The sequence below is a fragment of the Microbacterium sp. JZ70 genome (assembly GCF_053903225.1).
In genome coordinates this window covers 1,337,226-1,350,644 of record NZ_CP096405.1, presented here as the reverse complement: position 1 = coordinate 1,350,644, position 13,419 = coordinate 1,337,226, and the positions used below count along the sequence as shown (strand labels likewise).

The following is a 13,419-nucleotide window of genomic DNA, read 5'->3' as shown; positions in this document are numbered from 1 at the left end:
TCGCGCGACACGCGGTCAAACGGCGATCCGCACGCACGAAGAAGGGGCGCCCCGTCCGGGACGCCCCTTCTGCGCTATGCGCTAACTCGTGCTCAGCGCTCCGAGTTCAGCTGACGCCGACGCGCGATGAGGAGGACACCGCCGGCGACGACCGCGAGGCCGAGGCCCATGGCGATCGGAGCCGTGGCGTTGAACTCCGCGCCCGTGGGAGCGAGCTTGCCGTCCTTCTCCTGCTCGGGCTTCTGGGGCTGCTGCGGGTCCTGGGGAGCCGGGGTCGGGCTCTCCTCGCCCTGCGGCTGCTCAGGCTGCTGCGGCTCCTGCGGAGCGGCCGTCACCGTGATGGTGATCACGGCGTCGGTGCTGGCCACGCCGTCGACGATCTGGCGAGCGGCGAGCTTGTGCTCGCCGACCGGCAGCTGCTCGATCTTGATCGACCACACGTTGGCGTCGACCGTGCCCGTGCCGACGACCTTGTCGCCCACGCGGAGCTCGACCGTGGCGCCGTTCGTGCCGGTGCCCGTGATCGTCGTCGGGACCTGGCCCTCGACGTACGAGCCGCCGTCGACCGGGTTGATGAACTCCGGCGCCGCGGGAGCAGCCGCGCCGACCGTGAAGGTCACCGTGGTGCGGTCCGAGGTCTTGCCGTTGATCGTCTGCTGCGCGCTGACGGTGTACTCGCGGCGGTCGGCGAGGTCGACGCTGTGCGACCAGTTGCCGTCGGCGTCCGACGTGACCTTGGCGTTGACGTCACCCGAGAGCGTGACCTCGGTGTTCGGCGCCGCGTTGCCCGTGATCTTCGTCACCGGGTCGGTGTAGGTCTTGCCGTTCTCGGGCGAGGTGATGCCGGGAGCGGTCGGGAAGACCTGCACGTCGATCGACGTGACGTCGGACGTGTTGAAGCCGCTCGTCGAGCGGGCGTAGATCGTGTAGTCGCCGGGGGTCGCGGGGCCGGTGAGCGTCCACTTGCCCTCGCCGTCGGCCTTCGTCTTCGCGCTGTTCTCCCAGGACGCCTTCGCGCCCTGCTTCACGAACGCGTACTCGACCTCGGCGTTCGCGCCGGCCGTGCCCGAGAGCTCGGCGTTCCACGAGACGTTCGCGCCGTCCTTGACCGAGGTGACCTTCGCCTCGGGCAGGTCGAGCTTGACCGTGTAGCCGGCCGCGGCCTCGAGGCCCGTCTTGAGGTCGGCGCCCCACATGTGCGGCTCGCCGTTGAACTCGAACGTGGCCGTCACGACGCCCACGGCGGTGCTGCCCTGGAGGATGGTGCCACCCGAGTCGCCGGGGATGACCTCGGTCGCGGCCGAGAAGCCCTTGACCAGGCGGCCGTCGACCTCGATGTAGCCCTCGTAGTCGACGTAGGGGTTGATCTGGTCGGTGTCGACGACGCCCGACGAGTAGCCCGTCGTGCGGCCCGAGCGCTGAACCGTCTCGCCCACCTCGGCCGTGCCGACGCCCGTGATGTTCGACGCGAGCGACGCGGACAGGTCGTTCGTGTTCTTCCAGTCGGTCATCGCGGCGATGAGGTCGAGGTCGGCGTTCGTGACGTCGATCGCGGCGATGTCGGTCGCGTTGCCGGGCTCACCGGCGGTGTTGCCCGAGCCGCCGAACTGGCTGAAGCCGACCTGGCCCACCTCGTGCGTCGGCGTGACCGTCGAGAGGTCCTCCGCGCCGCCGCCGGCCGTGTCGCCCTTGGGGTCGGTGAGGTACACGTTGTTGTAGGCGCCATCGCCCGTGCAGTGGCCGGCGGTGAGCACGGCGGGCTTGCCGTCGGGCGTCCACGCGGGGAAGCCGACCGAGCAGACGCCGCCGCTGCCGGAGTTGTCGAACAGGCCGATGCCGTAGCCGCCGACGACGTCGGTCGCAGCGGTCGGCTTGGCGAGCTCGTCCTCGGTGACCGGGACGATCTTCACGTTCTCGTACGCGCCGGCGATCTCCGCAGCCGCGGCGGACGCGTCGATCTTGGCCGAAGCGGAGCCCGCGGTCTCCTCGAGGCGCTGCACGACGACATTGCCCGCGCCGTCGTGGAGGACGCCCGTGACGGCCTCGTCCTTGAACAGGTCGAGCGCGAGCGCCTCGAAGGCCTCTCCCTCGGTCGGCGCGACCGCGCCCTCGGCAGCGGTCGCCGACGTCGCGGCGACACCGCCGAACGCCAGCGCCGATGCGACGCCCAGCGCTCCCAGACGCGCGACGCGCGTAATTGAAGACTTCAAACCCAGTCCCCCAGATCTCGTTTGTGCGAACTTCTCGGAACAGGGGTCCAGGCCTGGTTCGGCCCACAGCCCCCGGAAGCTTGGGTCTCTCGGGAGAGACACAGCGAACCCAGAGTATCCGCACACCTACTATGAAACGCAAGTCCACATTCGCCGACATGAACGGGGGACGACATGGTCAGGAAGCGGATCACGGCCGCAGCGGCGATGATGCTCGCGGGATTCGCGCTCGCCGGCTGCGCGTCGAACGCGACCAGCGGAGAAGGGGTGGAAGACGTGAACTCGGTTGTCGGAACCTGGCAGAGCAGCGAGGAGAACGAGCCGTACCTGACCTTCTCGGAGGACGGGAAATTCCAGGGAAACGACGGGTGCAACGGCATCGGCGGCCGCTACGAGCAGGACGGCGACACCGTCACCGTGACGTTCGCAGCGAGCACGCTGAAGGGCTGCCCCGGGGTCGACACATGGCTCTCGAAGGTCAAGACGATCACGGTCGGAGAGACCACTCTCGAGGTCTTCGACAAGACCGGCGAGCCCCTCGGATCGCTCGCGCGCGAGAGCTGATTCGACGATTTCGATGGGCACAACTGCCCACCGAAATGGACACATCCCCGTCTCCTCGGAGGCAGGGATGTCGCGTTTCAGGGGGTCTTGCCCGGCCCGGAGAGGAAGTCGTCGGGACCGAACGGCGTGTCGAGCGAGCGCGTCAGCTCGGCCAGCATGGCCTCGACCTGAGGCTCGACGAACTCCACGATCGCGGCCTGGATCCGCAGTCGGTGCCCCAGGAGCAGCGAGCAGATCTCCCGCCCGACGAGGTTCGCATACTCGTCAGCCAGACCGACCTCGCGGCGGAGAGCCTCCTTGGCCTCGTCGGAGAGCGGCGGCAGGCTCGGCACCTCGGCGTCGGCCTCGCTCGCGAGCCCCTCGATCGTGAAGAGGAACGGCGCGCCCGGCACCGGATCCGGGTCGAGCGGCAGCCCCTCGTACTCGGGCGCGAGGTCCTCCCCCGGACGATACGAGCGCGCCTGATTCCGCGCCGCCTGCTGGTCGAGCTCGAGCTGGAGAAGCGGCAGGTTCCGGGCGGTGTACTCGGCGACCGCGAGGTCGACGATCTTCTTCATGCGGGTCGACAGGCCGTGCTGGACGCCGTGCGGGACATCCGATCCGACCCCCGCGGCCGAGAGCACGGGCGAGCCGAAGCAGCGGCGGCAGGGCGCGGATCGACCGCGGTGCGTCGCCGGCTGCCAGCGCGGCAGCCAGCGGAGCCAGGCATCCACCGCCTGCGCTACCTGCGAGTCGAGCGCGCGCTCCATGATCACAGGGTATGACGCCCGGGCTCTCGCGGTGCGGACTCTCGGCTACTCGTCGTCATCGTGGCGCTCCCACGGCCAGAGGGGGCGCCGCGCGCGCGTGCGCCGCACGGCGATCGCACCCCAGGCCGCGACCGCCGCGGCGCCCGCGATGACCGGCACCGGCCATCCGATCGTCACGTCGGCGACCGCGGCCGTCGCCGACGCGATGCCCGCGCCGAACGCGAGCGCGAGCAGCCAGAGCGCCGCGCCGTAGGCCGCGGCGGACGCGAACAGCACCCCGATCACGCGGACGAAGCTCGGATGAGGGATGCGCAGCGCGGGCCACAGCGCGAGGCCGAACACCGCGATGCTCACGACGACCGCGAGAGCGGCCGGGACGATCCCGATGCCCGGAGTCTCGATGACATCGCTGCCCGTGAGGAGGCTGCCGAAGCCCAGCCCGCAGACGACGAGCGCGCCGTCGGCAGCGACAGCGAAGGCGAGGAGCGTCCCTGCGGGAAGCCCCTCGCCTTCGCGAAGAGGTGCGGTCACTGCGAGAGCTGCGGACCTGCCTCGAGCGTGCGCTCGTACTCGGCCTGAGCCTCGGCGTTCTGCGCCGTGACCTTGGCGCCGCGGCGGGCGGCCCAGGCTCCGAACCAGATCGTGATCTCGCGGCCGAGGATGAACGCGACGATCGCGACCGGCGACAGCAGGCTCTCGGCGACGAGCTCCGACCCCTGCGACGGCGTGAGCATCCAGAACGGCGCCTGGAACAGCTGGCCGAGGAGGTGCCCGCCGTAGGAGATCACGCCCACGAGGAGGCCGAAGATGACCCACTTGCCCCAGCGGGCGCGGTTCACGAGGGCCCCGAGCAGCCAGAAGCCGAGCCAGAACACGACCACGGGAACCCAGAACTCGAAGCTCGTGAGAAGCGCGACGGCGGGCTCGGCGATGGTCGAGAGCTCGGCCTCGCCGGCGAGCAGGCGCCAGCCGAGGGTCGCGGCGAAGTAGAGGATGGCGAAGACGATCGCGGCGACGAGGCCGATGAGGCCGGCCGCGCCACGGTTGCCGCGGACCTTCGGCGGCTCGGGCGCCTGCACGAAGATCGGCTGGGGTGCGACCGGGGCAGCCGTCGTCTGCGGCTCGACCACGGGCTCGGATGCCGTGACCGCCGGCTCCGAGGCCGAGAACGTCTCGGTCTTGGCCGGCTCGAACCACGGGTCGTTCCGCTTGTCCTGCGCGTCGGCGGCACCCGCTGCTACGACGCCCGCGGCCGTGGGCCCTGCGGCGCCCGGCGCGGAGAAGGAGTCGCTCGCGTCCGCGTTGCGGCGCTCGAACTCCTCGAGCTCGGCGGCCAGGGCCGCGTAGTCGGGCTCGCCGTCGTGGTCGTTGTCGACCGGCGGGATGTGCGTGGACGCGGGTGCATCGGCGGGAGCGTCCGCGACGGGCGCATCGGCGGCCGTGGCGTCGTCCTCGGGAGCGGCCGGCATGTGGGGCTCGTCCGAGGATGCCGCCGGGATGGCCGCGTCGGCGGGCCCTGCCTCGGAGTCGTCCGCCGGAGCCTCGCTCGACGCGGGTGCCGCGGGGGCCTCGCTCGACGCGGGCGCCGCGGGGGCGGGCTCCGCGGACTCCGTGAAGGTGCCCGCGACGCGCTCGTCCGAGTTCGCCACCTCAGCGTTCTCCGCGCCCTGGCCATCCGCGGGCGACCACGCGTCGGCGGCGCGGGCGTCGTCGTTCTCGGGCACAGCGGTCTCGGGCGCGTCGGCGGGTGCCGACTCCTCGATGGGATCGCCGTTGCGCGGTCCGCCGTTCGAACCCTGGGCGTCGCTCATCAGAAGCACTCCTCACGACGGGGACTCTCCCCTGCCCGCGAGAATACCTACGCGGCGCGGCGTGTCGCCGGAGCCTCGCCGCGGAATGTCGGGCTCTACGGGCGTGTCGGCGTGATCGAGCGGAGCCAGTCGAAGAAGAAGTCGACCGCCGCGACGACCCAGTCGCCGACGATGTGCAGCGACGGGAACGCGACCCACAGGATCGCGCCGATGATCCCCACGATGAGCAGCCCCGCGATCCACGTGGCTGCGAGATTGCGTCCCCCGATCGCCATGGCACCAGGGTAGAGCCCGCACCCGGCGCCCGCGCGCGACACGCGTCTGCCGCGAGGGCCATCCGGCCCCGGACGACGAAGGAGGCCCCGGGGCGAACCCCGGGGCCTCCTCAATGCTTCACAGCCGGATCAGTTGTACGTCCCGGGCGTGAAGTCGTCGGTCGAGAACGCGTCGAAGTCGACGAACGAGTAGTCGCCCTCGGCGTAGGCGCCGTCCGACGCGAAGATGCGGTTGGGGTACCGCTCGCTCTTCGCCTCCTCCGTCGCCTCGACCACGACATCGCGGTACTTCGACAGGCCCGTCCCCGCGGGGATGAGCTTTCCGATGATGACGTTCTCCTTGAGACCGATCAGCGGGTCGCGCTTGCCCTGCATGGCGGCCTCGGTGAGCACGCGCGTCGTCTCCTGGAACGACGCGGCCGACAGCCACGACTCCGTCGCGAGCGACGCCTTCGTGATACCCATCAGCTCGGGACGACCCGACGCGGGGCGCTTGCCCTCGGCGATCGCCGCGCGGTTGATGTCCTGGTAGCGGCGCATGTCGACCATCTCGCCCGGCAGCAGGTCGGTCTCGCCGTGGTCGACCACGGTGACCTTCCGCAGCATCTGGCGCACGATGACCTCGATGTGCTTGTCGTGGATCGGCACACCCTGCGAGCGGTACACGCCCTGCACGCCGCCGACGAGGTACTTCTGCACCTCGCGGGCGCCCTGCACGCGCATGATCTCCTTCGGGTCGAGCGTGCCGACCTGAAGCGGGTCGCCGACCTTGACGTGCTGGCCGTCCTCGACGAGAAGCGTCGCGCGCTTCAGCACCGGGTAGACGTGCGGCTCGTCGCCGTTGTCGGGCGTGAGGATGACCTTCTTCTGCTTCTCGGTCTCCTCGATCGTGATGCGGCCATCCGCCTCCGCGATGGGCGAAGCGCCCTTCGGGGTGCGGGCCTCGAACAGCTCCTGCACGCGGGGAAGACCCTGCGTGATGTCGTCTGCCGACGCCGATCCACCGGTGTGGAACGTGCGCATCGTGAGCTGCGTGCCGGGCTCGCCGATCGACTGGGCCGCGATGATGCCGACGGCCTCGCCGATGTCGACCAGGTTGCCGGTCGCGAGCGAGCGGCCGTAGCAGCGGGCGCACACGCCGACCGCCGAGTCGCACGTGAGCACCGAGCGCACCTTGATCGAGGTGACGCCCGACTCCACGAGCTGGTCGATCAGCACGTCGCCGACGTCCTGGCCGGCCTGCGCGAGGACAGTGCCGTCCTCCCCGACCACGTCGACCGCGAGGCTGCGGGCGAACACCGAGTTCTCGACGTTCGCGTCGCGCACGAGCACGCCCGACGCGTCGGCCGCGGCGATCGGGTACTCGAGGCCCTTCGACGTGCCGCAGTCCTCCTCGCGGATGATGACATCCTGCGAGACGTCGACGAGACGACGCGTGAGGTAGCCCGAGTCGGCCGTACGGAGAGCGGTGTCGGCGAGACCCTTGCGGGCACCGTGCGTGGCGATGAAGTACTCCGCCACCGACAGGCCCTCGCGGTACGACGAGATGATCGGGCGGGGGATGATCTCGCCCTTCGGGTTGTTCACCAGACCGCGGATACCCGCGATGTTCCGGATCTGCAGCCAGTTACCACGGGCACCCGACGACACCATGCGGTTGATGGTGTTGTCGGCCGGGAAGTTGGCGCGCATCTCCTTCTGGATCTCGTCCGTCGCCTCGGTCCAGATGCGGACCAGCTCGGTGCGGCGCTCCTCGTCGGTCGTGAGGCCCTTCTCGTACTGAGCGGTGACCTTCGCGGCCTGCTGCTCGTAGCGCGCGACGATCTCGGCCTTGTTCGGCGGCGTGAGCACGTCGCTGAGCGCGACCGTGACACCCGAGCGCGTGGCCCAGTAGAAGCCCGCGTCCTTGATCTTGTCGAGCGTCTCCGCCACGACGACCTTCGGGTACTCCTCGGCCAGCTTGTTCACGATCTGCGAGAGCTTGCCCTTGTCGGCCTGCTCGCGCACGAAGGGGTAGCCCTTCGGCAGCTGGTCGTTGAAGATCGCCTGGCCGAGCGAGGTGTCCACGAGGCCGTGCTTGTCGTAGCCCTCCGGAGCCTGGCCCTCGAGGAACTCGAGACCCGGGATGCGGATGCGGACCTTCGCCTGGAGGTCGAGCGTGCCCTCCTCCTTGGCGAGCTGCGCCTCCCACACCGAGCCGAACACGCGGCCCTCGCCGGTCGCGCCGTCCTTGAGCGTGGTCAGGTGGTGCAGGCCGATGATCATGTCCTGCGAGGGCAGGGTCACCGGACGGCCGTCCGACGGCTTCAGGATGTTGTTCGACGCGAGCATGAGGATGCGCGCCTCGGCCTGGGCCTCGACCGACAGCGGAAGGTGCACGGCCATCTGGTCGCCGTCGAAGTCGGCGTTGAACGCCGCGCAAACGAGCGGGTGCAGCTGGATGGCCTTGCCCTCGACGAGCTGCGGCTCGAACGCCTGGATGCCCAGACGGTGCAGCGTGGGGGCGCGGTTCAGGAGAACCGGGCGCTCGCGGATGATCTCCTCGAGCACATCCCACACCTCGGGACGCGTGCGCTCGACCGCGCGCTTGGCGGCCTTGATGTTCTGCGAGTGACCGAGGTCGATCAGGCGCTTGATCACGAACGGCTTGAACAGCTCGAGCGCCATCTGCTTGGGCAGACCGCACTGGTGCAGCTTGAGCTGCGGGCCGACGACGATGACCGAACGGCCCGAGTAGTCGACGCGCTTTCCGAGCAGGTTCTGGCGGAAGCGACCCTGCTTGCCCTTGAGCATGTCGCTCAGGGACTTCAGGGCGCGGTTGCCGGTGCCGGTGACGGGGCGACCGCGGCGGCCGTTGTCGAACAGCGCGTCGACGGCCTCCTGCAGCATGCGCTTCTCGTTGTTCACGATGATCTCGGGAGCCCCGAGGTCGAGAAGGCGGCGCAGACGGTTGTTGCGGTTGATCACACGACGGTAGAGGTCGTTCAGGTCGCTCGTGGCGAAGCGGCCGCCGTCGAGCTGGACCATCGGGCGCAGCTCCGGCGGGATGACCGGGACGACGTCGAGCACCATCGCGGCCGGCGTCATGCCGGTCGAAATGAACGAGTTGACGACCTTGAGGCGCTTGATCGCACGGATCTTGCGCTGGCCCTTGCCCTCGGCGATCTGGTTGCGCAGCGACTCGGCCTCGGCCTCCAGGTCGAACTCCGCGAGGCGACGCTGGATCGCCTCGGCGCCCATGTGCGCCTCGAAGTACTGGCCGAAGCGGTCCTGGAGCTCCTGGAAGACGTCGTCCTCCGCCTTGAGCTCGCCGACCTTGAGGGAGCGGAACTCCTCCCACATCCGCTCGAGCTTGGCGATGGACTCGTCCGCGCGCTTGCGGATGGTCGCCATCTCCTTCTCGGCGGCGTCGCGGACCTTCTTCTTCTGGTCTGCCTTGGCGTCCTCGGCCTCGAGAGCCGCGAGCTCCTCCTCCAGCTTCTGGAGGCGAGCCGCGATGCGCGAGTCACGACGGTCGTTCAGGTTCTTGATCTCGAGACGCAGGTTGTTCTCGTGAGTCGGCATGTCGCGGTGACGCGCCTCCTCGTCGACCGAGATGACCATGTAGGCGGCGAAGTAGATGACCTTCTCGAGGTCCTTCGGCGCCATGTCGAGCAGGTACCCGAGGCGCGACGGGACGCCCTTGAAGTACCAGATGTGCGTCACGGGCGCGGCGAGCTCGATGTGGCCCATGCGCTCACGGCGGACGGAGCTCTTGGTGACCTCCACGCCGCAGCGCTCGCAGACGATGCCCTTGAAGCGGACGCGCTTGTACTTGCCGCAGGCGCACTCCCAGTCGCGGCTGGGACCGAAGATCTGCTCGCCGAAGAGGCCGTCCTTCTCCGGCTTCAGCGTGCGGTAGTTGATGGTCTCGGGCTTCTTGACCTCGCCGAAGGACCAGCGACGGATGTCGTCGGCGGTGGCCAGGCCGATGCGAAGCTCATCGAAAGTTGTTGCGTCGAGCACTAGTTCTCCTGTATTCGGAAATCTCTAAATCGGCTGGCCGGATCAGATCTCGTCGATCGAGGCGGACTCGAATCGGCTGGAGATGTTGATGCCGAGCTCCTCCGCAGCGCGGAAGGCCTCGTCGTCGGTGTCGCGGAGGTTGACCGCCGTGCCGTCGGACGAGAGGACCTCGACGTTCAGGCAGAGCGACTGCATCTCCTTCATGAGCACCTTGAAGGACTCGGGGATGCCGGGCTCGGGGATGTTCTCGCCCTTGACGATGGCCTCGTACACCTTGACGCGGCCGAGGATGTCGTCGGACTTGACCGTGAGGAGCTCCTGCAGCGCGTACGCGGCGCCGTAGGCCTCGAGGGCCCACACCTCCATCTCGCCGAAGCGCTGACCGCCGAACTGCGCCTTACCACCGAGCGGCTGCTGGGTGATCATCGAGTACGGGCCCGTCGAGCGCGCGTGGATCTTGTCGTCGACGAGGTGGTGCAGCTTCAGGATGTACATGTAGCCGACCGAGATCGGAGCCGGGTAGGGCTCGCCGGTGCGGCCGTCGAAGAGCTGCGCCTTGCCCGAGCGGTCGATGAGGCGGTCGCCGTCGCGCGTCGGGAGCGTCGAGTCGAGCAGACCCGCGATCTCGGACTCGTAGGCGCCGTCGAACACGGGGGTCGCGACCTTCGTGCCGGGGGCGACCTCGCGGGCGTCCTCGGGGATGTGCACGGCCCACTCGGGCTCGCCCTCGATCTTCCAGCCCTGCTTGGCGATCCAGCCGAGGTGCGTCTCGAGGACCTGGCCGAAGTTCATTCGACCGGGGATGCCCATCGGGTTCAGCACGACGTCGAGCGGCGTTCCGTCCGCGAGGAACGGCATGTCCTCGACGGGGAGGATCTTCGCGATGACGCCCTTGTTGCCGTGACGGCCGGCGAGCTTGTCGCCCTCGGTGATCTTGCGCTTCTGGGCGATGTAGACCACGACGCGGCGATTGACGCCCGAGCCGAGCTCGTCGTCGCCCTCCTCGGCGTTGAACTCCTTGACCGCGATGATCGTGCCCTGCTCGCCGTGCGGCACCTTGAGCGACGTGTCGCGGACCTCGCGGCTCTTCTCGTTGAAGATCGCGCGGAGCAGGCGCTCCTCGGCCGAGAGCTCGGTCTCGCCCTTGGGCGTGACCTTGCCGACGAGGATGTCACCGGGGCGGACCTCGGCGCCGATGCGGATGATGCCGCGCTCGTCGAGGTCCTTCAGGAGCTCGGGGCTCACGTTGGGGAGGTCGCGGGTGATCTCCTCCTTGCCGAGCTTCGTGTCACGGGCGTCGACCTCGTACTCCTCGATGTGGATCGAGGTGAGGGTGTCGTCCTTCACGAGGTTCTGGCTGAGGATGATCGCGTCCTCGAAGTTGTGGCCCTCCCACGACATGAACCCGACGAGCAGGTTCTTGCCGAGCGCGAGCTCGCCGTTCTCCGTCGCCGGGCCATCCGCGATGACCTCGCCGACCTCGACGCGCTCGCCCGCGGTCACGATCGCACGCTGGTTGTAGCAGTTGCCCTGGTTCGAGCGGTCGAACTTGCGCAGGAAGTAGTCGCGGCGGCCGCCCTCGTCGAGCTGGACCGAGACGTAGTCGCTCGTGACGTCGGTGACGACGCCCGCCTTGTCGGCGATGATCGAGTCGCCCGCGTCGATGGCCGCGTAGCCCTCCATGCCGGTGCCGACCAGCGGCGACTCGGCGACGAGGAGCGGAACGGCCTGACGCTGCATGTTGGCGCCCATGAGCGCGCGGTTCGCGTCGTCGTGCTCGAGGAACGGGATGAGCGAGGTTCCGACCGACACCATCTGGCGCGGCGAGACGTCCATGTACGACACCTCGTCGGCGGGCACGAGGTCGACCTCGTTGCCGCGCTGACGCGCGAGCACGCGCTCGTCGGCGAACGTGCCGTCCTCGTTGAGGACCGCGTTGGCCTGGGCGACGTTGAAGCGCGTCTCCTCGGCGGCGGTGAGGTAGTCGATCTCGTTCGTCACGCGGCCGTCGACGACGCGGCGGTACGGCGTCTCGATGAAGCCGAACGCGTTGATGCGCGCGAACGACGCGAGCGAGCCGATGAGGCCGATGTTCGGGCCTTCCGGCGTCTCGATCGGGCACATGCGGCCGTAGTGCGACGGGTGGACGTCACGGACCTCGACGCCCGCGCGGTCGCGCGAGAGACCGCCGGGGCCCAGCGCCGACAGGCGGCGCTTGTGGGTCAGACCCGCGAGCGGGTTGTTCTGGTCCATGAACTGCGACAGCTGCGACGTTCCGAAGAACTCCTTGATCGCGGCGACGACGGGGCGCACGTTGATCAGGGTCTGCGGCGTGATCGCCTCGATGTCCTGCGTGGTCATGCGCTCGCGGACCACGCGCTCCATGCGCGACAGACCGGTGCGGACCTGGTTCTGGATGAGCTCGCCCACCGCGCGGATGCGACGGTTGCCGAAGTTGTCGATGTCGTCGACCTCGATGCGGAGGTCGACGACCTCGCCGCCCTTGCGGACGCCCTCGAAGGTCTCGTCGCCGCGGTGCAGGCGGACGAGGTACTTGATCGTCGCGACGATGTCCTCAACCGTGAGCACCGAGTCGGTGAGCGGCTTGTCGAGGCCGAGCTTCTGGTTCAGCTTGTAGCGGCCGACCTTGGCGAGGTCGTAGCGCTTCGGGTTGAAGTAGAAGTTGTCGAGCAGCGAGCGCGCGGCCTCGGCGGCGACCTGCTCGCCCGGACGCAGCTTGCGGTAGATGTCGCGGAGCGCCTCCTCCTGCGTGAGGATCGTGTCCTTCGCGAGGGTCTCCTCGATCGAGGAGATGCCGGCGAACTCGGCGAGGATGTCGTCGCTCGAGAGGCCGAGGGCCTTGAGGAACACCGTGACCGACTGCTTGCGCTTGCGGTCGATGCGGACGCCGACCTGGTCGCGCTTGTCGATCTCGAACTCGAGCCATGCGCCGCGGCTGGGGATGACGCGCGCCGACACGATGTCCTTGTCGGACGTCTTGTCGGGGGTCTTGTCGAAGTAGACGCCGGGCGAGCGGACGAGCTGCGACACCACGACACGCTCGGTGCCGTTGATGATGAACGTGCCCTTGTCGGTCTGCAGCGGGAAGTCGCCCATGAAGACCGTCTGAGTCTTGATCTCACCGGTCTGGTGGTTCATGAACTCGGCCTCGACGTAGAGCGGGGCCGCGTAGGTCTTGCCGCGGTCCTTGCACTCCTCGATCGTGTACTTCTCGGGCTCGAGGTAGGGGTTGGTGAACGAGAGCTGCATCGTCTCGCTCAGGTCCTCGATGGGCGAGATCTCCTCGAAGATCTCGTCGAGACCGCTCCGCTCGGGCACGTCGGTGCGTCCGGCGGCCTTCGCCTCGGCGACGCGGGCCTTCCAGGCCTCGTTGCCGACGAGCCAGTCGAACGACTCGGTCTGCAGCGCCAGCAGGTCGGGGACCGTGAGCGTGTCGGAGATCTTGGCGAACGAGAGGCGGGATGCTCCGCGTCCGTTCTTCGGGGTGGTGGTGGATGCGTTGCGCGCAGCAGCCAAGGGGAAAACCTCCATGAGCCCCGCGTGCGGGGCCGCTAGATTCCTTGTCGACAGGTGAGGTGCGCTTCGGGTCTATCCTGTGATTCGCACGCCGCTATCTGCGGGGATCACGGGAGCCAGCCGACCACCATATGAAGGCATGGATGACCCATAAGAGCGCAAATCTCAAGCATAGACCCTCTGACGCGCCGTGGCAAGCGGAGTCCTTGACCTCGCTCGGACTGTCCGGTATAAATGCGCGCCCAGCGGCGCCGCGGGCCGGCTCGGG

General features: G+C 68.9%; 8 protein-coding genes. 1 reads left to right on the top strand and 7 read right to left on the bottom strand.

Annotated elements, in window-relative coordinates; all coding sequences use genetic code 11:
* Positions 1 to 92: 92 nt before the first annotated feature.
* Positions 93 to 2,210 carry a hypothetical protein gene (locus M1D46_RS06055; RefSeq protein ID WP_456286933.1) on the bottom strand — a complete coding sequence of 706 codons (2,118 nt, stop codon included), beginning with the start codon at positions 2,208 to 2,210 and terminating at the stop codon, positions 93 to 95.
* 174 nt (positions 2,211 to 2,384) lie between these two features.
* On the opposite strand from M1D46_RS06055, the gene M1D46_RS06050 reads away from it, so the two are divergent.
* Complete coding sequence (locus M1D46_RS06050; protein ID WP_271174463.1) at positions 2,385 to 2,774, top strand: META domain-containing protein; 390 nt, start codon at positions 2,385 to 2,387, stop codon at positions 2,772 to 2,774.
* A gap of 77 nt (positions 2,775 to 2,851) precedes the next feature.
* Here M1D46_RS06050 and M1D46_RS06045 read toward each other — a convergent pair whose 3' ends face one another.
* The 6 genes from M1D46_RS06045 to rpoB all read right to left on the bottom strand — a co-directional run bounded on the left by M1D46_RS06045 (position 2,852) and on the right by rpoB (position 13,151).
* A complete protein-coding gene (locus M1D46_RS06045; RefSeq protein ID WP_282980224.1) occupies positions 2,852 to 3,523 on the bottom strand; it encodes a spermidine/putrescine ABC transporter substrate-binding protein in 672 nt (223 codons plus the stop codon).
* Between the two features lie 45 nt (positions 3,524 to 3,568).
* Positions 3,569 to 4,054, bottom strand: coding sequence for a hypothetical protein (locus tag M1D46_RS06040; RefSeq protein ID WP_271174461.1), 486 nt, complete (start codon positions 4,052 to 4,054; stop codon positions 3,569 to 3,571).
* On the bottom strand, positions 4,051 to 5,334 hold the full coding sequence (locus M1D46_RS06035) for an ABC transporter (RefSeq protein ID WP_456286932.1): 1,284 nt from the start codon (positions 5,332 to 5,334) through the stop codon (positions 4,051 to 4,053). The genes M1D46_RS06040 and M1D46_RS06035 overlap by 4 nt, the downstream gene beginning before the upstream one ends.
* A 95-nt stretch (positions 5,335 to 5,429) precedes the next feature.
* Positions 5,430 to 5,609, bottom strand: coding sequence for a hypothetical protein (locus M1D46_RS06030; RefSeq protein ID WP_271174459.1), 180 nt, complete (start codon positions 5,607 to 5,609; stop codon positions 5,430 to 5,432).
* 129 nt (positions 5,610 to 5,738) lie between these two features.
* On the bottom strand, positions 5,739 to 9,614 hold the full coding sequence (rpoC, locus tag M1D46_RS06025; protein ID WP_271174458.1) for a DNA-directed RNA polymerase subunit beta': 3,876 nt from the start codon (positions 9,612 to 9,614) through the stop codon (positions 5,739 to 5,741).
* 42 nt (positions 9,615 to 9,656) lie between these two features.
* Positions 9,657 to 13,151 carry a DNA-directed RNA polymerase subunit beta gene (gene rpoB / locus M1D46_RS06020; protein ID WP_324012344.1) on the bottom strand — a complete coding sequence of 1,165 codons (3,495 nt, stop codon included), beginning with the start codon at positions 13,149 to 13,151 and terminating at the stop codon, positions 9,657 to 9,659.
* Positions 13,152 to 13,419 lie beyond the last annotated feature (268 nt).

What these genes read in the sequence shown, in the direction of transcription:
- M1D46_RS06050 (WP_271174463.1), top strand. Translation starts at nt 2,385, where the DNA reads ATGGTCAGGAAGCGGATCACGGCCGCAGCGGCGATGATGCTCGCGGGA.
- M1D46_RS06045 (WP_282980224.1), bottom strand. Translation starts at nt 3,523, where the DNA reads ATGGAGCGCGCGCTCGACTCGCAGGTAGCGCAGGCGGTGGATGCCTGG.
- M1D46_RS06035 (WP_456286932.1), bottom strand. Translation starts at nt 5,334, where the DNA reads ATGAGCGACGCCCAGGGTTCGAACGGCGGACCGCGCAACGGCGATCCC.
- M1D46_RS06030 (WP_271174459.1), bottom strand. Translation starts at nt 5,609, where the DNA reads ATGGCGATCGGGGGACGCAATCTCGCAGCCACGTGGATCGCGGGGCTG.